This window comes from Azonexus sp. (genome assembly GCF_030824335.1).
GTDB lineage: Bacteria > Pseudomonadota > Gammaproteobacteria > Burkholderiales > Rhodocyclaceae > Azonexus.
Genome location: NZ_JAVBXX010000003.1, coordinates 52,369 through 74,947, shown reverse-complemented (window position 1 = coordinate 74,947; position 22,579 = coordinate 52,369). Strand labels below are relative to the sequence as shown.

The 22,579-nt window shown below is 62.8% G+C and carries 2 protein-coding genes; both read left to right on the top strand.

Features of this window, described 5'->3' with window-relative positions:
• Complete coding sequence (locus RCI20_RS00250; RefSeq protein ID WP_306602434.1) at positions 1-21,252, top strand: SDR family NAD(P)-dependent oxidoreductase; 21,252 nt, start codon at positions 1-3, stop codon at positions 21,250-21,252.
• A gap of 5 nt (positions 21,253-21,257) precedes the next feature.
• A complete protein-coding gene (locus tag RCI20_RS00245; protein ID WP_306602432.1) occupies positions 21,258-22,571 on the top strand; it encodes an NAD(P)/FAD-dependent oxidoreductase in 1,314 nt (437 codons plus the stop codon).
• Positions 22,572-22,579 lie beyond the last annotated feature (8 nt).

Genomic DNA, 22,579 nt, shown 5'->3' with positions numbered 1-22,579 from the left:
ATGAATGCGCCGACTGATCGTCAAGCCATTGCCATCATCGGCCTCGGTGTCCGCTTGCCCGGTGCGGATTCCCTGGATGCGTTCTGGGCGCATCTGGCGGCAGGTCGGTCGCTGATCAGTGAAGTGCCTGCCCGACGCTGGGATAAGGATGCCCTGCGGGAAGTCATGCGTGGCAGTCCGGCCAAGGGCAACAAGACGAGCAGCATCTGGGGGGGATTCATCGAAGAGGCAGACTGTTTCGACGCCGCCTTTTTCAATATCTCACCGCGTGAAGCGGCCTGGATGGACCCGCAGCAGCGTTTTGCTCTGGAGTTGGCCTGGCAGGCCATCGAGGATGCCGGTTATCGCGCCAGTGCACTTGCCGGCTCCAATACCGGGGTGTTCATGGGGGTTTGTCACTGGGATTACGCAGAATTGCTGGAAAAGCATCTGTCCCAGCTTGATGCCTACACGCCGACGGGCATTGCTTTTTCCATCATCGCCAATCGCGTTTCGCATTTTTTCGATCTGCGCGGCCCCAGTATCGCCAACGACACGGCCTGCGCCGCTTCCTTGACTTCGGTGTACGAAGCGGTGCGGGCGCTCCAGTCGGGCAGTTGTGACCTGGCGATGGCCGGTGGCGTCAATCTGATCTGGTCGCCCAACCACTTCATTGCATTTTCCAGGAACGGCATGCTTTCCCCCAGCGGGGCAAGTCAGGCGTTTGACCAAGGAGCCGACGGTTACGTGCGCGGCGAGGGCGGGGCAGTGCTCTTGCTCAAGCCCCTTGATCGCGCCGTTGCCGATGGCGATCCCATCCATGGCGTAATTCGTGGTGTTGGCGTCAATCACGGGGGGCGTACCAATTCCCTGACCGTAACCAATCCGCAGGCGCAGGCCGAACTGGTCGCCAGCGTGATGCGCGAAGCCGGCGTGGCACCCGCCAGCATCAGCTATATCGAAGCGCATGGAACCGGAACCCCCCTCGGTGACCCGATTGAAATCGCCGGTTTGAAACAGGCATTTGCCAGTCTTTATGCCGCCACCGGTGAAGCGCCAGTGCCCGGTCATTGTGGCGTTGGCTCGGTAAAAACCAATATCGGCCACCTCGAAGGCGCAGCCGGGGTGGCCGGTATCGTCAAAGTGCTGGCTGCCTTGGGTCATGAAGCCTTGCCGGCCAACGTCAATTTTCGCGAACTCAATTCGCTGATCAAGCTCGACGGCACGCCGTTTCGTATCCAGAGCGAATTGACGCCATGGCCACGCACGTCGGATCAACCCAGGCGGGCAGGTGTCAGCGCCTTCGGTTTTGGCGGTAGCAATGCGCATGTCGTGCTTGAAGAAGCTCCTCAGCCGCCAATTATTGCGGTCAACGCCGCGCCAAGGCTGATTATCCTGTCGGCTCGCGACGAGGCACGTTTGCTTGCCCTGGCGCAGGGGCTACGCGAATTTCTGCTCAGTCCGGAGCAGGCCGTCAGTCTGTCTGAACTTGCGTGGACCTTGCAGGATGCTCGGGAAGCCATGGCGGTCAAGGCCTTGTGGTGGGTCGATGATGTGACGGCATTGCAAGCTGCGCTGGACGGTTTTATCGCCGGCGAGGTGCCGGCAGGCTCGGCACAACTGGCAGACGCCCCGACGTCAGTGCAGCTACTGGCCGCCCGTTGGTTAGCCGGAGAGGCGGTCGATTGGCGTGAACTCTATCCGGACGGTGTGCCGCGACGTATCCATGCGCCGACCTATCGTTTTGCCCGCGAGCGGCACTGGATGGACGCCGCCCTTGGTGGCAAGGATGCCGAGCCAGTGCAGCATCCCTTGCTGCAGCGCAATCTGTCGCAAATCGGACAGCAACGTTATCAATCCCGTTTTGCCGGCAATGAATTTTTCTGGGCGGAACACCATGTGGGCAGCCAGCAGGTATTGCCCGGCGTGGTCTGTCTGGAAATGGCCCGTGCGGCCTGGGCACTGGCTACCGGACAGGATGGCGCAGCGGCTGTTGCCTGTCGCATCGGGCAGATGTTGTGGACGCGCCCGGTATTGGCTGGCGAGGCGCCGGTCAGGGTGGGCATTCGCCTGAGTCCGGGCGATGCCGGTCAACTGGCTTTTGTCGTCGAATGTCTCGATGCTGCCGGTACGGGCAGTAGCGTCAATGCTCAGGGCAACATTTCCCGAGCCCTGTCGGCTGTGCCGGAAAACCTTGATCTGGCTTCCTTGCGCGCTGCTTCCACCGTGTTGGTGGCCGACCGGTTGTATGCCCGTCTGGCGGCTACCGGCATGCATCATGGGCCGAGCTTTAGGACCGTGCAGTCGCTGCATCTCGGTGACGGCTATTTGCTGGCCAGCCTCAAATTGCCGCGCCAGTTACGCGGGACACTGGACAGCTTTTTACTGCATCCAATGCTGCTTGATGGCGCCATCCAGGCCTGGATTGGTCTCGAACCCGAGACGCTTGGCTTGCCGGGTGCGGCGGTGCCATTTTCCTGCCGACAGATCGACATCATGGCGCCATGCAGCGACAGCATGTGGGCACTGCTGAAACCTATTGCTGGCCGGGAAGGCAGTCAGGAAGGTGGCTTGCGCCGTTTCGACATCAGCCTGGCCGACAAGACGGGGCGGGTCTGTCTGCGGTTTCACGAACTGGCTTTGCGGGTCATGACGCAAGGCAGCACGGCAGTGCCGGTTTTTTCCTCGCCACAGTGGACGACACGGCCCTTGCCCGAGGCCGCTGTTCGGGAGCAGATTCACCCCCGGACGCAGGTGTTGCTGGCGGGTTTTTCCCCCGCTGTCGTCGATGAACTGCGCGCCGCGAGCGGATTGCCGGTCGATGTGCTGCCCGAAATCGCTGATCCCGACTTGAGTGCCCAAAGCTGGTTCGATGCCTTGCGGCAACGCTATCAGGATCGCCGGGGTAGTCGTGATGCACAGCAATGGTTGCTGGTGTTGCCGGCCGGTTACGCGGACTTGCCGGGGGCGGCACTTGCCGCATTGCTGCGCTGTGTGACGACCGAGCAGCCCAAGTTTTTTGGCGCGGTGCTGCATTTGGCCGACGAACTGAGCCATGAACAACAGGCTGCCATCCTTTTGGCAGAAGCGGGGCGGGCTGATCGCTACACCGAGATTCGCTACGATGCGCAGGGCGTGCGCCATGTTGCGCGGCCACAAGTGATCGAGTTGGCGCCTGTCAGCCCTGCCAGCTTGCCTGACGCCAAAGGCGTGGTCCTGATTACCGGCGGGCAGGGCGGGCTGGGCCGACATTTTGCTGGCTGGCTGCTGAGTCGTGGTGTGGGCCATGTGGTATTGGCAGGTCGCGCGCCTGAAGCGCACGGGTTGGCAATACCTGGGGTGATCTATCGCTCGTGCGACGTCGCCGATGAACAGCAAGTCGCCGCCCTGGTTGGCTGGATCGAGGCCGAGCTTGGCCCGCTCAAGGGGATCATCCATGCTGCCGGTGTGTTGCGCGACGGCTATCTGCTGAACAAGCAAGCAGCAGACGTAGCCGCGGTTTTTGCGCCCAAGGTCACTGGTGTACTCAACCTCGATGCGGCAACGCGTCAGCTTCCGCTTGAGTTTTTCCTGGTCTGCTCATCGATTGCCGCGACCTTCGGTAATCCCGGGCAAAGTGATTACGCCGCTGCCAACGCCTTCATGGATGCCTGGGCGGACGCGCGTAGTCAGCAAGTCAACCGTGGTGAACGTAGTGGTCGTACCGTCGCCATGGCTTGGCCGCTATGGGCCGATGGTGGCATGGCGGTGGATGGTGCCACCCAGGCAGCCTTGCAGCGCCGTTTTGGCACTGTGCCGCTACCAACGGCGGTGGCCTTGGCGGCCCTCGACAGTGTGCTGGCAGACGGGGTGCCCAGCCGTATCACTTTGCAATACGGCCCGGTCGAGCGGATTAGCCAGGTGCTGGCGAGATTTGGCACCGATGACGGTGTCGGTATCGAGGCAACTCAAGCACTGGCCACGCCCGCTCAGAGCGATGATCGTTTGACGCTTGCGCTACCGGCAAATGCGCTTTCTACCGCCGATCTGACGATGCGGACCAGTGACTGGCTCAGGGACTTGCTGGGTGAACTCATCCAGATGGATCCGGTGAGGATTCAGGCACATCGCCGCCTGGAGGAATACGGGCTGGACTCCATCGTCATCGTCGAGATGACCAACCGGATGGAAGAATCTCTCGGTCAACTGTCGAAAACCCTGTTTTTTGAATATGTCGATCTGCAGGGCGTCGCAGGGTATCTGGTGGAAGAAAAAGCGGCAGCCCTGACTGCCTTGTTCTCTGCCGACGCAGAAAAGCTTGTGGCTCCGAGCGCTGAAATAACCATGCCGGCCGACGCAACGCTGCTTGGCGAAACAACGGGAAATCAGACAAAAGAAGCGACGGACGAAACCGGCAAGAAAGATGAGACGGAGCAGGGCGAACACGATGTGGCGATTGTCGGTTTATCCCTGCATGTCGCCGGGGCCGATGATCAGGAAAGTTTCTGGCGTCTGTTGGCGCAGGGCGAGCACGGTTTCCGGCGTTATCCGGCCGAGCGCTGGAATCACGAAGCACTGGTTCATCCCGAGCGCGATGTCCTTGGCAAAACAGTCGTCCAGACCGGTGCCTTTCTTGACGGGATCGATCGCTTCGATCCACGCTATTTCCGCATTTCCCAAGCCGAAGCCGAGTTGATGTCACCGGAAGTCCGGCTCTTCCTGCAGAGCTGTGTCGAAGCTTTCGAGGATGCCGGCTATTCACGGGAGACGCTGCAGCGCAAATATGGTGGCGATGTCGCGGTGATCGTCGGGTCAATGACCAACGATTACAACCTGTATGGCTTCCAGAACATGCTGCAACGCGGTTCGCTGGCCAGCGGCAGTTACACCGGCACGGTGCCGAACATGGTGTCGTATTACTACGGCTTCACCGGCCCGTCCTATTTCCTCGACACCATGTGCTCGGCCGCCGCGACCTGTGTCCATGAAGCCGTGCACATGCTGCGCAGCGGTCGTACCAAAATGGTACTGGCTGGCGGCATCAGCCTGCTGTTGCATCCGCAGAAGCTGATCGCCACCTCGCAGGAACACTTCACCAGCAAGACCGCAGAAGTCATTCGCGGTTACGGCCTGGGGGCCGATGGCACCATTCTTGGTGAAGGTGTCGGCGCCCTGGTGATGAAGCGCTTGAGTGATGCCGAGCGCGATGGCGATCATATTTATGGCGTGATCAAGGGCAGCGGCATCAGCAATGCCGGGGTGCGCAATGGGTTTACCGTGCCCAACCCACGACAGCAGGCGGCTGCCATCGCCAAGGCGTTGGACGATAGCGGCGTCGATCCGGCCAGCATCAGCTATATCGAGGGACACGGTTCGGGCACGGCGCTTGGCGACCCGATTGAAATCCGGGCCTTGACCGAGATCTACGGCAAATACATGCGCGAACCCCAGTGTTGCGCGATCGGTACCGTCAAGTCGAACGTGGCCCACCTGCTCGGCGCTGCCGCCTTGCCCGGCATCGTCAAGGTCTTGCTGCAGATGCAACAGGGCAAAATTGCGCCTTCCCTGCATGCCGAAACGCTCAACCCGAACATTCCTTTTGCCGATACGCCATTCCGGGTGCAGCGCCAACTGGCCGACTGGCCGCGCCAGCGGGATGCGGCGGGTGGCGAATTGCCGCGGCGCGCCGGCGTCACGTCAATCGGTGCCGGTGGCATCAACGTTCATCTGATCCTCGAAGAATATCCTGCCGCCCCTGCACTCCCTGCAGTGGCGGCCGCAGCGGATTCGTTGTTTGTCTTCTCGGCAATGAATGTCGAGCGTCTGCGTGCCTTGTTGACGCGTTTTGTCGCCTATCTGTCAGCCAGTCCCGCTGCGTTGGCAGACGTGGCCTGGACCTTGCAGATCGGGCGCAACGAGCTGCCATGCCGTCTGGCCGTGGTGGCGCGGGATGGAGCGCAGTTGGGGCAGGGCTTGACCCATTTCCTGGCCACTGGACAAGCCGAAAACGGCCTGCTGTTTACACCGAGCATTCTTGACCGAGATCCTCGGGTCGACGCTGCCCAAGTAGCCGATGCCTTGGCCAATCACGATCTGGCCCGGCTCGCTGCCTGGTGGTGCGACGGTGTGGTCATCCCCTGGGAGCAGTTAGCCGGCGCGTCAGCGCGGCGGCGGGTTTCCCTGCCGTCCTATCCCTTCGAGCAAGTACGCTGCTGGTATCAGGAATATCCGGATGCGCCCTCGGTGGTTAATCCGCTCGGTTCCAGCCTGAAACTGCACCCCTTTGTCGCCAGCAATCGTTCCGACCGGCATGGCTTGCGTTACCAGACCCCGATCTACCTGAACGAATTGCTTGATTACGTTTACACGGTCAATCGTCAGCCCCGCCTGCTGCCCACAGTGGTGGTCGAAATGGTGGCGGCGGTGGCTCATCTGGCTGGATTCAGCGAAGGCCTTGCACTGAGCCAACTGGAAATCGGCTATTCCCCGGACTGGTCGCGGGTCAGTGAATTGTCGGCGCAGGTGTTGGCAGAGGGGACGGTGCCACTGATCGAACTTGCCGTTACTGAGGGGGGGGCGTCCAGTCGGCCGTTTGCTCGTGTGCGGGTTGCATCAGGCATGCCGGCTGATCGGCCGGCCATTGCGCTCGATGCATTGCGGGCTGATTCAGTACGCAGTCTTTCGGGCGCGGCGCTTTACCAGGAACTGGCCCGGGAAAAACAGTCTTTCCTGCCCTACCAGGAAGTCGTTGAGTCGCTTTGGCAGCTACCCGGTGACGGGGTATTGCTCAGCTTGCGCCAGGACTATCCGATGCAGGATCACTTCAAGCGCAACGTACAATTCCCGGCCGCTCAGTTGGGGGCTGCCTGGCAAGCCCTGTTGCTGCTCCGGCCGCAGTTTGCCGCCTACGGCCTGAGTCGGGTGGCCGATGTTTTCCTTGCCGGTGGCGTGGTCAGCCACCTTCTGCTTCGCCCGGCGCTGCTGGCTGGGGAGGGATGGGATGTGTGCTTCCTGGCGGCCGACGGCTCGGTCGTGGCCGGGCTGAACGGCTTGTCTCTGGCGCTGCCTGAACAATTGGCCTGGTCGCCGCGGGCTGCAACTCGGGCTGCACTCATCGCTTCAGCCGCCGAACCGTCAGCGGACCGCCTGACCTTGGGCGCACCGGCTGGCGCCACGACCAGTGAAGTTATCCCGGCAATGCCTCCGGCTGCTTCGGGGGCTGTTTCCCGTCTGCATGACGATCTTCATCCCGAGGCCGTGGCACGCGCTGCTTTCAGCCTGGGAGTGTGCGAACTGGTGGCTGATTTGCTCAAGTTCCCGGTGGCTGACATCAATCCGCGTTCGCCCTTCCACGATCTCGGTTTTGACTCCATTTCGCTGACCCGGCTGGCCAATGAGATCAATGCCCGCTACGAGGCCAGCCTGACGCCGGCCATTTTCTTCGAATGCGAGCATATCGAGTCGCTGGCTGGCTGGCTGGCGGCACGCCTGCCTGCACCGGCAGTCGTACCCGAAGCCGTTTCCGCGTTACCTGCAACAGCACAGCCTGTTGCCAAGGATGCGACGGATGCAGCGCGGGTGGCGAAGCAGGCTGCGGACGATGCCGTGGCGATTGTCGGCCTGGCGGCGCGGCTACCAGGGGCGACGGATGCCGAGGCGTTTTTTCAGCGCCTGCTGCAGGGCGATGATCTGGTCGGCGATCTACCGCTCGAGCGTTATCCAGCGGCCTATCGCAGTCGTCTCGAAGCTGCCGGTTTTCCCCTTCAGGGCGGCTTTTTGAGCGATATCGATTGTTTCGACGCCGCCTTTTTCAAAACCTCGCCCCATGAAGCCAGTCGTCTCGATCCGCAACAGCGCTTGATGCTGGAAACCGCCTGGCGCGCTGTCGAGGCTGCCGGGTATCGTCCCGATGAGCTGCCGGCGGCAACGGGGGTTTTCGTCGGCGTCAGCGGCCGCGATTACGCCAGTCTCTTGCAGGATGCCGGCGTAGACAGCGATGCCTACGTGGCGACTGGCAATTCCTTGGCCATGGTTGCCAATCGCTTGTCCTGGCAATTCAATTTGCATGGGCCGAGCGAGGCGGTGGATACCGCCTGTTCCAGTTCCCTGGTGGCCCTGTTGCGGGCTGTCGAGGCAATTCGTAGTGGGCGTTGTGCCATGGCCCTGGCCGGCGGTGTCAATCTGGCCCTGTCCATCGAGGGTTTCGCCGGCCCATGGCAAGCCGGCATGTTGAGCCCGAGCGGGCGCTGCCGGACTTTCTCCAGTGCCGCCGATGGTTATGTTCGGGGCGAAGGTGCGGTGGTCTTGGTACTCAAAGGGCGAGCCGCTGCCGAACGCGATGGTGACCGCATCCTGGGTCTGATCGCCGGTGGCGCGGTCAACCATGGTGGTCATGCCGGTTCCTTGACCGCACCCAGTGCCAAGGCGCAGGCTGAACTGGTACAACAAGCGATGCTCGGGATCGAGCCGGCCAGCATCGGCTATATCGAAACGCACGGCACCGGCACCAGCCTGGGTGACCCGGTCGAGATCAACGGCTTGCGTCTGGCCTACGCCGGGCTGGATGCTCGCTTGCCACGGGACAGCATCGGCCTGGGTTCGGTCAAGTCGAATATTGGTCATCTTGAAGCGGCAGCCGGTCTGGCTGGTGTGCTCAAGGTCATCCTGGCGATGGCGGCGCGGACCTTGCCGCCCACCCTGCATTGCGCCTCGGTCAATCCCTATATCGAATTGCAGGACAGTCCCTTTTATCTGGTGCGCTCGCGTCAGACCTGGTCCCAGCCGGTGGATGCTGATGGCCGCTTACTGCCGCGTCGGGCTGGTGTCAGCAGCTTTGGTTTTGGCGGCAGTAATGCTCATGTCGTGATCGAAGAGTATCTCGGGTCGGGACAAGCGCCACGGCGAGAAGCCTTGCCGCCGAAGGTGTTTGCCAGCACCCGTTACTGGCTGCCAGTCGCTGGAGAGGCGAGTGGGGCAGACCGTGTCAGCGCCGGGTCGGCCCCGGCGGCCAGCCCAGCCCTGATGCTGGTGCCACACTGGCAGGCGCTGCCATTGCCCTCGCCAGCGCAGTCATCGGCAAGCAGCGGGGCGCTGACGCTGCGGCGTCTGATCCTGCCCTGCGAGTTTCCCCTTGCCGCTGGGGCAGGCTCCGCTACGGCGTTGATTGCCGTGCCACCTTTACTCGGTACGCCGGCGGCGCGTTACCAGACGCTGGCCGGCATTCTTCTGCAGGCCCTGCAACAAACGGTGAGTACCGGTATTGCAGGGGAGTTGCTGGTTCAGCTACTGGTTCCCCGCGATGGTGTGCGCAGCGTGCATGCCGGCTTGGCTGCCTTGCTCGACAGTGTCACAGCCGAAATGCCGCGCGTGCGTGGTCAGGTGGTCGAGGTGCCGGCAACATGGTCGGCTGCCGAGGCATTGGCTTGCCTGGACCGGGAAGCCGGGGCTGGAGAGCACCGGCGGGTGCGTTACCAGGAGGGCGAACGTTTTGTCCGGCTCTGGCGCGATTTGCCGCCAGTGTTGCCGCCAATTTCGCTCGCCACCGACTGGCGTCCCGGCGGGATTTATCTGATCAGCGGGGGGCTGGGTGCCTTGGGGCGTTTGGTCGCGGCGGATATTGCCCGCCGGGCACCCGGCGCCAGCTTGGTTCTGGCCGGTGTATCGCCGCTCGATCCGGCGCGTCAGGCGGCGCTGGAGGACTTGCGTCAGTTGGGTGCCAAGGTGCACTACCGGCAAGTGGATATCTGCGATGCGGCTGCCGTGAGCGCCCTGGTCGAAGATTGCCAGGCGCAGTATGGGGGGCTGCATGGGGTAATTCACTGTGCCGGTATCCACCGCGATAGTGCCTTTATCCGCAAGACGCAGGCACAGTTACAAGCGGTGCTGGCCCCCAAGGTGCTGGGTGCCTGGGCGCTGCATGAAGCTTGTCGTGGCTTGGCGCTGGATTGTTTCGTGCATTTTTCCTCGCTGGCCGGTGCCGTCGGTAATGCCGGGCAGGCGGATTATGCTGCGGCCAACGGTTTCCTTGATGCGCTGGCGGAAAGCCAGGGAGCACCGATGCTCGCCATCGACTGGCCGCTCTGGCGGGATGGCGGCATGCAGGTCGATGCAGCTGGGGAGCAGGCATTTTTTGCCCAGATGGGGCAGCGTCCCTTGGCCAGTGCGGCGGGGCTGACTGCCTTGCGTTCGGCCATCTCGAGCGGCCATCGCCAGCTTGCCGTGGTGGCTGGCGAGGCGGACCGCATCCGGGCATTTTTCCGGCAGGCCGCCATGTTGCCCGGCCTAGCCTTGGGTGGCGAAGCGGCTAGAACAATCGGTGGGGTAGCTGCCGGTATTGATACTGTCTTGCGCCGGGCCGTCGGTCAGCATTTGGGCGAATTGCTCGGCCGGATCGCCGGGCTGTCGGCAGCTCAGATCGAGCTTGATCAACCGCTTGAAAATTACGGTATCGATTCGTTGATGATCAACCGCTTGAATCAGGCCTTGGGTGAGCGTTTCGGTCGACTGTCAAAAACCCTGTTTTTCGAACATCGGACACTGGGCCAGGTTGCTGCTTACTTGCTGAACCAGCACGCTGCGGCGTGCCGGGACTGGGTCGGCCAGGAAGTCCTCGGCGCGCCGGGTTTTCATGAAAATATTGCGGTCGACCGCAATATCGGGGCAATTTCCAGCCAACTGGATGGCCGGACATTCGCGACTGGCGCTACCGGCGAGATGATCACGCTGGCATATTCCCCGAGCGATGCGCTGCCTCGTTCCAATACCCACGCCGATGCACCGGAACCTATCGCCATCATCGGTCTGAGCGGTCGCTATCCGGGGGCGGCCGATGTGCATCAGTTCTGGGCCAATCTGCTTGCCGGGCGCGAAAGCATCGTCGAGATCCCGGCCGAACGCTGGTCCCTGGATGGCTTCTATGAAGCTGATCCGGAGCAGGCCGTTGCCCAGGGGCTGAGTTATTCCCGTTGGGGTGGTTTCCTCGACGGTTTTGCCGATTTCGATCCCTTGTTCTTCCGGATATCCCCGCGCGAAGCGCTGGCCATGGACCCGCAGGAGCGGTTGTTCCTGATGGAAGCCTGGGCGGCCTGTGAGGATGCCGGTTATACCAGGACTCGCCTGGCCGAGCAGATGGGCGGCAGGGTCGGTGTTTTTGTCGGGGTCACCAAAACCGGTTATGCGCTGCATGGTCTGCAAACCGGCAGCAGCGGTTCACGCGTTCGCCCCTCCACTTCCTTTGCCAGTGTCGCCAATCGCGTCTCTTTCTGCCTCGGCCTCCAGGGGCCAAGCATGCCGATCGATACCATGTGCTCGTCGTCGTTGACGGCCATCCACGAAGCCTGCGCACACCTGCACCGGGGCGAGTGCGACATGGCCCTGGCCGGCGGGGTCAATCTTTACCTGCATCCGGACAACTACATTGAATTGTGTGCTGCCCGCATGCTCAGTCCCGACGGCCACTGCCGGAGTTTCGGGGCGGGTGGTAACGGATTCGTGCCGGGCGAGGGCGTCGGTTGCGTCGTCCTCAAACCCCTGTCGCGGGCGCTGGCCGACGGCGACCAGATCCATGGCCTGATCCGGGGCAGTGCGATCAATCACGGTGGGACGACCAGCGGTTATACGGTGCCCAATCCGCTGGCCCAGGGCGAGGTGGTCAAGGCGGCAATGGTGCACGCCGGCATTGACCCTGCCAGCATCGGCTATATCGAAGCGCACGGCACGGGAACCGAGCTGGGTGATCCGATCGAATTCAGCGGCCTGTGTCAGGCTTTCGCTGAGCGTGAGGGCGCCGCTACCAGCGCGACCTGCGCCCTCGGGTCAGTGAAGTCGGCGATTGGTCATCTTGAAGCGGCAGCAGGCATTGCCGGCCTGACTAAAGTATTGCTACAACTGCGCCATCAGCAGCTCGTGCCGACCCTGCACGCCGACACGCTTAATCCCAATCTGGAATTGGCCGGGACGCCATTTCACCTGCAACGCCAACTCGCTGCCTGGCCGGCACCCAGCGGTGTCGCTCAGGCGCCGCGCCGCGCCGGGGTTTCCTCCTTCGGTGCTGGCGGGGCCAATGCCCACCTCGTGCTGGAAGAGTGGCCGCGTGCCGCCTCTGTGCGCGCAGAATCCGGGCACATAAATTCGGCTAGTCGCCAGGCCATCCTGCTTTCGGCGCGCCATGCCGCGGGCCTGCGGGCCGTTGCCGAGCGCCTGCTGGCTTTCATCGAACAGCCCGCAGTCGGTGCTGAAACCGTGCGTCGCCCGGCCCTGATACCCGTCATCGCCGAGTTGCTGGCCGGTTTGCTCAGTGTCGATGCCGTCGATTTTGACCCCCACGAGCCACTCGATAGCTACGGCCTCGAGCCCGTGCACCGACATGCCCTGCGCCATGCCCTGGAGCAGCGTTTCGAGATATCCCTGAGTGTGGCTGCCGTGGCCGATTGGGATTGCATCGCGACGATTGCCGCCGCACTGACGGAGGTATTGCCGGCCGCAAGGCAAGCAGTCAGCGATTCCGCGCTACCGCCCCTGGCTGATCTGGCGTGGACCCTGCAAATTGGCCGGGAGGCGATGGAGTATCGTCTGGCCATCCAGACCACGACCTACGAGGAACTGGCGCATGCGCTGCGGGCATGGTTGCAGGCGGTGCCCGGACAAAACCCGGACGGCACGCTGAGCGGCAATACCAGCGGGCGACGCAGTGCCTTGGGCCTGCTGGCCGACGAGCCGGATGTACAAAGCATTATCGGGCGTTGGCTGGCGGCCGGCGCGGTGAGCGACAATCTGGCGCGCGTGCTGGGATTATGGGTGCACGGCGTCGATGTGGATTGGCGCTTGTTGCCCCGGCAGAACCCGCCACGCGTGGTCAGCGCACCGACCTATCCTTTTGCCAGGGAGCGCTACTGGCCGCTCGCTAGCGCTGCTGCGTCAAGCTTGCCGACGCGGCAGTCCGAGCGCTTGACCGCGGTCTTGGAGAAAGTGCTGCACACGCCGCAGCCCGGCCGCGTTGCCTTGCAGGAAGTGCACGACGAACTGGAAAGCCAACTGGCCAAATTGGTTCGCGCCGTGCTGCCCGATTTGTCGACGCAGCCCCTCGGCCCGGCTTGGGAACCCTGGCGAACTGCCTTGCTTGATTTGCTGGTGGCGTACCCGGGTTCTACGGGAGAAGATTTGACCAGCGCCTGGGCTGCCTGGACGACTTATCGGCAGCGGGCAGCCATCGCCGATGGACCCGCCGCCCAGATTCGCCTGGTTGAAACCGTGCTGCATGCACTGCCGGAAATTCTTGATGAGCGCCTGGCTGCCACCGCCGTGATGTTCCCCGATGGCCGGATGGACCTCGTCGAGGCCGTATACAAGCAAAACGCGGTAGCGGGCCGGTTCAACGCCTGCCTGGCGCAGGCCGCGGCAGCCGTGCTGGCCGAGCGACGGGCGCTGAATCCGGCATGTCGTTTGCGCATATTGGAAATTGGTGCCGGTACAGGCGGGACGACTGAGCCCGTATTGGCGGCGCTGAGCGTGCGCTCAACCCAGAGGCCAACCCCGCTGACCGAGAGCATTGCCGAATATTGTTATACCGACGTATCGCGGGCTTTCCTGATCCATGGCGAGCGGCATTTCCGTGCCAGGGCACCGTGGCTGCGCCCGACCTTGTTCGACGTCGAGCAGCCTCTGGTCGGGCAGGATGTCGTGCCGGGGGGCTACGATCTGGTCATTGCGGCCAATGTTCTGCACGCGACCCGGTATATCGACCGGACCCTGGCTAATGTGCGCGATCTGCTTGCTCCTGGTGGCATTCTGCTGGTTAACGAAACCAGTTGCGCCACGCTGTTCACCCATTTGACTTTCGGTTTGCTCGAAGGCTGGTGGCGCTTTGCCGATGCGTCACGGCGCATTCCCGGTTCGCCGGCGCTGACGCCAAATAGTTGGCAAGCCCTGGTGGGCGAACTGGGACTGGTCTGGCTGGGTGGAACGCCGGACGAGGAGCACGCTTTGGGTCAGCAGGTTTGGGCTGCTCAACGCAAGGGCGATCACGGCTCGGCGAGAGATGCCTATCCTGGCGACAATCCCGACAGCAGCACCGCCAATCCCGGTGCCGCAGCAACGCTTGTCGTCCCTTCGACTGGCACGATCACTGCAGCTGGGACAGCCAAAGATCTCGCCGGTCTGATCGTCGCGGCTTTAGCCACCACCTTGAACCTGGCACCGACCCAGATTGACGCCGGCCTTTCCTTCGCCGATTACGGTCTGGATTCCATTCTTGGCGCAGAACTGGTGCACCGCCTGCGGCAGCAGCTTGATGTGAAACTGGTGCAGACCGATTTGTTCGATTATCCGAGCGTCAGCCAGTTGGCCGTCCATCTTCAAGCCTTGGGGGCCAGCATCGCCAAGGTCAACCTTCCCCCCGTTGCGGCAGAGGCGGTTTCGGACATCTCCGCCAGCAAGGCAGCATTGATGCACGGTGCCGACCGGCTTGAGCTGACTTTGCCACAAGCGCCGCCAGCCCGTTCAGCCCCCCCCGAACTGGGCGAACCGATTGCCATCGTTGGCTACAGCGGCCGGTTTGCCGGCTCGGCCGGCCCCGAGGCCTTGTGGCAGCACCTCATGGCCGGCGACGATCTGGTTCAGCCGGTAAGCCGTTTCGACCTGGCACCGTTCTTCCGCGACGCCGAGCCGGGGAGCTGGTGTCAGCATGGCAGCTTCATTTCGGAGATTGATCGCTTCGATGCCCGCTTCTTCAATATCTCCGGGCTCGAAGCGACCTACATGGATCCGCAGCAACGCCTGTTCCTCGAGGAAGCCTGGCGTACGCTGGAACATGCCGGTCATGCCGGTGCCGATATCGAAGGACGCCGCTGCGGCGTATTTGTCGGCTGTGCTCACGGCGATTACCAGGAACTTTTCCGCAGCCAGCCGCCGGGGCAGGCGTTCTGGGGTAACACCTGTTCGCTGATTCCAGCGCGCATTGCTTACCATCTGAACTTGAAAGGTCCGGCCGTCGCCGTCGATACGGCCTGTTCGAGTTCGCTGGTGGCGGTGCACCTGGCTTGCCAGAGTCTGTGGCAGGGGGATGCCGACCTGGCGCTGGCCGGTGGCGTGTTCATTCAGTCGTCGCCCCGGTTTTATCGCTACGCCAATCAGGCCGGCATGCTTTCGCCCAGCGGTCGCTGTGCTGCCTTCGGGGCCGGTGCCGACGGCATCGTGCCGGGTGAGGCAGTTGCCGCGGTGTTGCTGCGTCCCTTGTCCCAGGCCTTGGCCGACGGCGACACCATTCATGGTGTCATCGTCGCCAGTGGCATCAATCAGGACGGTTCGACCAACGGCATCACGGCGCCCAGTGCGCTGTCGCAGGAGCAACTGATCCGTGAGGTCTACCAACGCTACGGCATCGATCCGGCGCGTATCGGCCTGGTCGAGGCGCATGGCACCGGCACACCGCTCGGCGATCCCATCGAACACGCGGCATTGAGCCGGGCTTATCGTGGCTGGACGGCGGAGCGCGGCTACTGTGCCCTCGGCTCGATCAAATCCAATCTTGGTCATGCCACAACTGCTGCCGGTATCACTGGTCTGCTCAAGGTTTTGCTGGCGCTGGAACATGAACAGATTCCACCGACGCTGCACGCCGGAGAGCCGAATCCTGCGCTATCCATGGCCGATAGTCCGTTCTTCCTCAATGATCGACCGCTGCCCTGGCCGACCCAGCCAGAGCAGCCGCGCCAGGCAGCGATCAGTTCCTTCGGTTTTGGCGGGACCAATGCCCATCTGGTCATTGAGGAAAATATTGCGGTCAACGCAGCAAAAACCCCGGAAATGCCAGCCTGCTTGTGTGTGCTATCGGCACGTTCGGCCGAGCAGTTGCGGGCACAGGCTGCGGCATTGCTCGCCCATTTGCCGGCCAGACCGGAACAGCGGCTGAGCGATGTGGCTTACACCTTGGCGGTCGGTCGTCGGCATTTTGTCCACCGCCTGGCCGTGCTGGCCGAAGACCGGGCTGCGCTTGGCACCCGTCTCGCTGCCTGGTTGGCCGGGGAGGGGGATGCCGATACGGTGTCGGCTGTAGTGTCGGCGCAGTGTGAAGATGGTGCAACGCAACCGGATCTGCCGGGACGGGCATTTGCCGGTGACGCACTCGGCTATTGCGCCATGCTGCGGCAACTGGCGCAGGCCTTCCTGGCGGGCGACGACGCGGCACCAAGCCGACAGTTTGCCGCTGGTTCGAGACAGCGCATTCCCTTGCCGACCTATGTCTTTGCCGGCAAGTCGTACTGGGTCGATGCTGCGCCTGGGTCGGTCGAACTGGCCGTCAGCGCCGTGGAGTCGCTCACCCAGCCGGTTTTGCCGCCCGCGCAAGCGGCCCGGCTTGTGACCGGCACAGCCAGACGAGTCGTGCATCGCCTTTTGCCGCCGGCCGAATGCTTCCGGGCCGAGGCCGAAGCAAAGAGCAAACCGCGCCATCTGCGCCCGGTGCAGTTGGCGCCCTTAACCGAGCGCTTGTCGGGTGTCGCCCGTCTGCAACGCCTGCCCGATGTCGATGGGCTGCGTACCCTGCAGATCGTCGGTCCTTGGGATGTGTCGTTGTTGGCCGAACTGGCTGGCGAACTTTCCGTTGCCGCCGCCGATTTGCAGGTCACTGCGCTGTTGCTCACGGGTGACTGGTGGGCGCCGCTCGATTTCAATGCCGCACCAGCCGCACTGGCGGTGCCCTTGCTGTGTCCGCTGCCGATCATCGCTGCCGTGCCTGCCGCACGCGGGGCTGGCTTGGCACTGGCCGCCCACTGCGATTTCCTGATTCTGGCCGAAAACGGGCTTTATCACGGTCAACCGGGCTTCGCGGCTGATTTTTCCAGCGACCTGGCAGGTGATCCGGCTGCATTGTTGCGACGTCGTTTTGGCCTGGCAGCGGTTCGCCGTCTGTGGGGTGAAGTTGCCGGGCGAGAACTGGCCAGCGGCCTTGCTGTCGTCGCGCCGGAAGTGCTTGCCGAGCAGGCGATGGCGCTGGCGCACCAGATTGCCGCTGCCCCGCGCCTTGCCCTGATCGAATTGAAAGCGCATATGCGTCGCGGGCCGCAAGCGCCGCAGGATCTGCCACCGCCACCGCTGGGCAGCCGCGAACTGGCTGAAGGGCTGCCGACGGCTGACGAGCAGGCGCTTTGGGGGGCTCCGCAGCGTCTGGCCCTGGCATCACCGGTCATCGCCCTCGAATTGTTCGATGATGGCGTGGCTGTGTTGCACATGCTCGAACGCCAGCACAAGAACACCTTTACGCCCGCCTTCATGGAAGGCATCACCGAGGCTTTCGCGCGGCTCGCCGAGATGCCGGCGTGCAAGGTGCTGGTGCTGACCGGCCACGATGCCTACTTTGCCTGTGGTGGGACGCGCGAAGGGCTGGAAAGCCTGCAGCGCGGCGACACGCGCTTCACCGATCAGCGGATTTACAGCCTGCCGCTGGATTTCCCGCTACCGGTCATTGCCGCCATGCAGGGGCATGCCATCGGGGCCGGTTGGTCGCTCGGCATGTTCTGCGATCTGGCCTTGTTTGCCGCCGACAGTGTTTATCACAGCAATTACCTGCGTTTCGGTTTCACGCCCGGTGCCGGTGCGACCCTGGTTTTTCCACATCGCCTGGGTGATGACCTGGGGCGTGAGGTTCTGTTCTCGGCCCGCGAATTCAAGGGCAGGGAACTCGCCCGGCGTGGCATGCCCTTGCCGGTTTTCCCGGCGGGTGAAGTCCTGCCACGCGCGCTGGCCGTGGCCCATCGTCTGGCCAGCCAGACACCGCAACAATTACAGGCGGCCAAGGCGGCGGCAAGCGCCGTCCTGCATGGCGAGATCGAGGCCGTGCTGGTCAAGGAAGTGGCGATGCACGAAAAAACCTTCATCGGCAATCCGTTGGTCATGGAGCGCATCGCCAGCAGTTTTGCCGCCACCCAGCCAGCATCTGGCAAATTGCCGGACCTCTCGGGGGGGCAGCAGGCAGGGCAGCGGGCAGCGTTGCGGCAGCAACTGGTCGAGACGCTGGCCGAGGAATTGTTGCTGGCGCCGACGGAGATTGCCGACAGCGACGGTTTCCTGGCACTTGGTCTGGATTCCATCCTGGCGGTAACCTGGGTTCGCAAGCTGAATGCCCGGCTGGGCATCGCCTTGCCCGCCACCTGTGTCTATGCCCAGCCAACGGTTGGCGCACTGCTCGGTGAAGTGGCTCGCCTGCTTGGTTCAGCCCACCCGGTGGTCAGTGTTGAAGCTGCAGCCCCCGTGTTAATCGCCAATCCACCCGCGACGTCGAACGGCCCGGACCGGCAGGCACTACGCCGTGCCGTGGTCGATACGCTGGCCGAAGAGTTGCTGATGGCGGCAGAAGATATCGACGATAGTGCCGGTTTCCTCGAACTCGGCCTGGATTCCATCCTGGCGGTGACCTGGATTCGCAAGCTGAACGCCCGTTTGGACATCACCTTGCCGGCGACCTGCGTTTATGCCCAGCCCACGGTAGGGGCCTTGTTGCAGGAAGTGCTGCGTTTGCTACCCACTGCTCCGGCAGCGCTCACCGGGCCAACTGCTGCGCCGGAGGTTCGGCCACCGGTGACGCACGAGCCTGTGTTGCCGGTCTTGCCTCGCTCATCTCCGCCATCGCTCTGCGCTGTTCGGAGCATGGCTGAATCCAGGGGTGAATCCGGGGCCGAATTCAGCACTAAATCCGGCACCAGGTCCGCGGCAATCGAGCCGATTGCCATCATCGGTGCCGCTGGCCGTTTTCCCAAGGCCGCCGATCTTGCTGCCTTCTGGAGCAATATTCGTGATGGCCGCGACTGTATCGACGAGGTTCCTCTCAGTCGTTGGGATGTTGCGGCCTATTACGACCCCGATCCCCAAGTGCCGGGCAAGTCGTACAGCAAGTGGATGGGGGTCATTGACGATATCGATCTGTTTGACGCGCCATTCTTCAATATCACCGCCCGCGAGGCGGAATTGATGGATCCCCAGCAACGCCTCTTTCTGCAACACGCATGGCAGGCCATCGAAGATGCGGCGATTGATCCGGCCGACCTTGCTGGCAGTCGCTGCGGGGTTTTCGTCGGTAGCGGCAATAGCGGTTATGGCGAGTTGATCCATGAGACCAACGCTTACAGCCTGATCGGTAGTGCGGGCTCCATTCTCGCCGCACGCATTGCTTATCTGCTTGATCTGCGCGGCCCCTGCGTGGCGCTCGATACGGCCTGCTCGACTTCCCTGGTCGCTATCGCTCAGGCCTGCGACAGTTTGCTCCTCGGCAATACCGATCTGGCGCTGGCTGGTGGGGCGTGTGTCCTGCTCGGGCCGCGCATGCACATCGATACCAGCAAGGTTGGCATGCTCTCGCCGGATGGCCGTTGCTACAGTTTCGATCAGCGCGCCAACGGCTTTGTGCCGGGCGAAGGGGTCGGGGTCGTGCTGCTCAAACGCCTGGCCGATGCCGAGCGCGATGGCGACCCGATCCGGGCCGTTATCCGGGGTTGGGGCAGCAATCAGGATGGTCACACCAACGGCATTACTGCGCCCAATCCACTGGCCCAGGGGGCACTGCTCAGCCAGGTCTATCGCCGTTTCGCGATTGCGCCGGCCAGCATTGGCCTGATCGAAACCCACGGTACCGGCACCCCATTGGGTGATCCGATCGAAATCGAGGGGCTGCGTGCCGGTTTCGGCCCGTTCGACGCGGGAATGTCGGTGGCCATCGGCTCGGTGAAGAGCAATGTCGGCCACTTGCTGGCGGCGGCCGGCGTGGCCGGGGCGATCAAGGCCATGCTGGCACTTGAACATGGCGAATTGCCGCCGAGCATTCATTTCGAACGCCAGAACGAACATCTGGCCTTGGCCGGGTCACCGTTCCACGTTCAGACCGTGCGCGCGCCCTGGCCAGCAATGGCTGGCGTGCCACGGCGGGCGGCGGTCAGTGCGTTTGGCTTCAGCGGCACCAATGCCCACCTCGTTCTGGAGGAGTACCGGCCGGTAGCGCCAGCGACGAGCGGGGCGGCAGCGCCCGGACCGTTGCTTTGTCTTCTTTCTGCCCGCAGCCGCGCCCAACTGGCCGCTTTGGCTGCTGGGTTGCTCGGTGCTCTCGAAGCGCAACCCGAATTGAATCTGGCCGACCTGTGCTGGACCTTGCAACGTGGCCGTCGGGCGTTCGAGTGCCGGGCCGCCAGCCTGTTCTCCAGCCGTGCTGAGCTACTCGGCCAGTTGCGCGCACTGGCTGCCGGTCAGTCAGTTGCAGGCCTGTTGACGAGTGGCAACAGCCAAGGCGCACGCCTGCTTTTCGACGACGATGGCGATGTCCAGGCGTTGCTTGGGAAATGGCTGGCTGCCGGTCGTCTTGAACGCCTGGCCGAGGTTTGGTTACAGGGGGCTGTCATTGACTGGCGACAACTGGCCGGTACAGTCGGGCGTCGTCGTTTACGCCTGCCGGGCTATCCGTTTGCCGCGGAACGACACTGGCTTAAACCGCTTGATGCGGCACCCGACAGTAGTCGGGCAACGAAGCCTTCTCTTGTCGTGCGCGGCGCAGCCGGCGATGTCTATTTCCGGTGCACCCTGCGTGGCGACGAAGCCTGCTTGAGCCTGCAGCGCGTTGGCGGTGACAAGCTGCTGTCGGGCTTGTTCTATCCCGAACTGGCGCGGGCTGCTGGCGAACTGGCAGATAAGCGGACGGTGCGCGGTTTGCGTCATCTGGTTTGGGGGCGGCCGCTGTCGATCGCGGCCAGGCCATACGAATTGGCGGTGACCGTTCAACTGACGGAGGCGGTGGCGAATTACCGCATTGCTGTTGAGGGCGATGAAAACCTGGCCTGTCAGGTTGGTGAGTTGCTCTGGGCTGACGATATGGCTGATACCTGGCCGACGCTGCCGGCTGACGCGCCGTTATTGGATGCGTTGGCCGATTTCCGCCTGGCACGGCCGGCGGCGCGCGGTATTCTCGCCGTGGCTCGGTCAGGCGAGGGGTTGCAGGCAGAGTGGAGCCGGCCGCCTGGCGATGCCACGATGGCATTTGATCCCTTGGCGCTCGATGCGGTGTGGCAGCTCATTGCCTTCTTCGAGCAACAAGCCGGTCTGCCGGGGCCGCGTTTCCCGCTGGCCGTGGCGTCCCTGCGCTTTGATGGCGGTGTGCCGGATGAGGGAACGATCCGGGTCTGGCAACCGGTGGCACATAGCCCGGCACTGACCGTGCTGTTGATCGATCAGGCAGGCAAACCTTGCCTGTGCCTGGAAGGGGTGGTGAGCGAGCAACTTGACGCGCTGGCCGAATTGCATTTCGAAGGGGAGGCAGGATAATGACAATGGATTCAAATGCAGGTTTCAAGGTCGCCATCATCGGCGGCGGCCCAACGGGTATTGGCATCGCCCGGGAACTGGCCGATGGCGGCATCGATTTTGATCTCTACGAAGCCGCCGACGATTTTGGCGGTGTCTGGCACGGGACGGCCGCCTGTGGCCGAACCTATCCTTCGTTGCACCTGATATCGCCCAAGTTCAATACACAGGTCCAGGACTTCCCGATGCCCGAGGACTTCCCGGTCTATCCCAATCATCGGCAAATGCTGGATTACATCCGCAACTATGCCCGGACCTTCGGCGTCTACGAGCATGCCCGTTTCAATACCCGGATTGATCGCCTGGTGCCTGATGGCGACGGCTGGCGCTTGCATTGGCGCAGTGAAGGAGGCAACAGCAGCGCCCACTACCCCCTGGTGGTAGTTTGCAATGGCCTGCAGAACAAACCGCATTATCCGGAGCAGCCCTACGGCGGGCAGTTTGCCGGGGAAGTCCTGCACGCGGTCGATTACAAGTCGCCGGATCAATTGCGCGGCAAGCGGGTGCTGGTGATCGGGGGGGGCAATACGGGTTGCGACCTGGCCGTCGATGCGGTGCATCACGCCAGCGCGGTTTGTCACAGTACCCGGCGGGGCTACTACTATCAGCCAAAATTCATCGCCGGCAAGGCGACGCCCCAGTGGATGATGGAACTGGGTAGTCGTTTCGGCAGCAAGGAAGATACGCTGGCTTACATCGAGCAGGTCTTCAAGCTGGCCGGCTACGACGGTACCGACTACGGCTTGCCGCAGCCTGACTATCCGCTGGATGGGGCGCATCCGGTGATGAATTCCCAATTGCTGTATTACATCGGCCACGGCGATATCGTACCCAAGGGGGATGTCAGTCGTTTTGCCGGTCAGCAGGTGATCTTCCAGGATGGCAGTTCAGCCGAGTTCGATCTGGTGCTCTACGCGACCGGTTACGAGCGTGATTTGTCCTTCCTCGACCCGGCGTTGCTCGATTGGCGTTCGGGCATTCCGGATCTGTTTCTGCACGCGGTGCCGCGCAATCACGATAACTTGCTGTTCATGGGCTTCATCAATGCAGCTGGCGGGCTGGGCGATGGTCTGAAGACCCAGGGCGCTTTCGTGCGCAGTTATGCGCGCGCATTGGCCGGACGCACCGTTGGGTTACAGGCATTTCTCGAAGCCAAGTGCCACGATCAGCCGGATCTTGGCCAGGCGTATTTCGTTAAATCCTATCGCCACCAGTGGGAAGCAGATCTCTGGAAGTTGCTGGCCGAGATGCGCAAATATCGAAACATGTTGGAACAGTAGTCGTTTGT

Bases quoted from the DNA above. Each gene is read 5' to 3' on its own strand.
- RCI20_RS00250 (WP_306602434.1), top strand. From the start codon at position 1: ATGAATGCGCCGACTGATCGTCAAGCCATTGCCATCATCGGCCTCGGT.
- RCI20_RS00245 (WP_306602432.1), top strand. From the start codon at position 21,258: ATGGATTCAAATGCAGGTTTCAAGGTCGCCATCATCGGCGGCGGCCCA.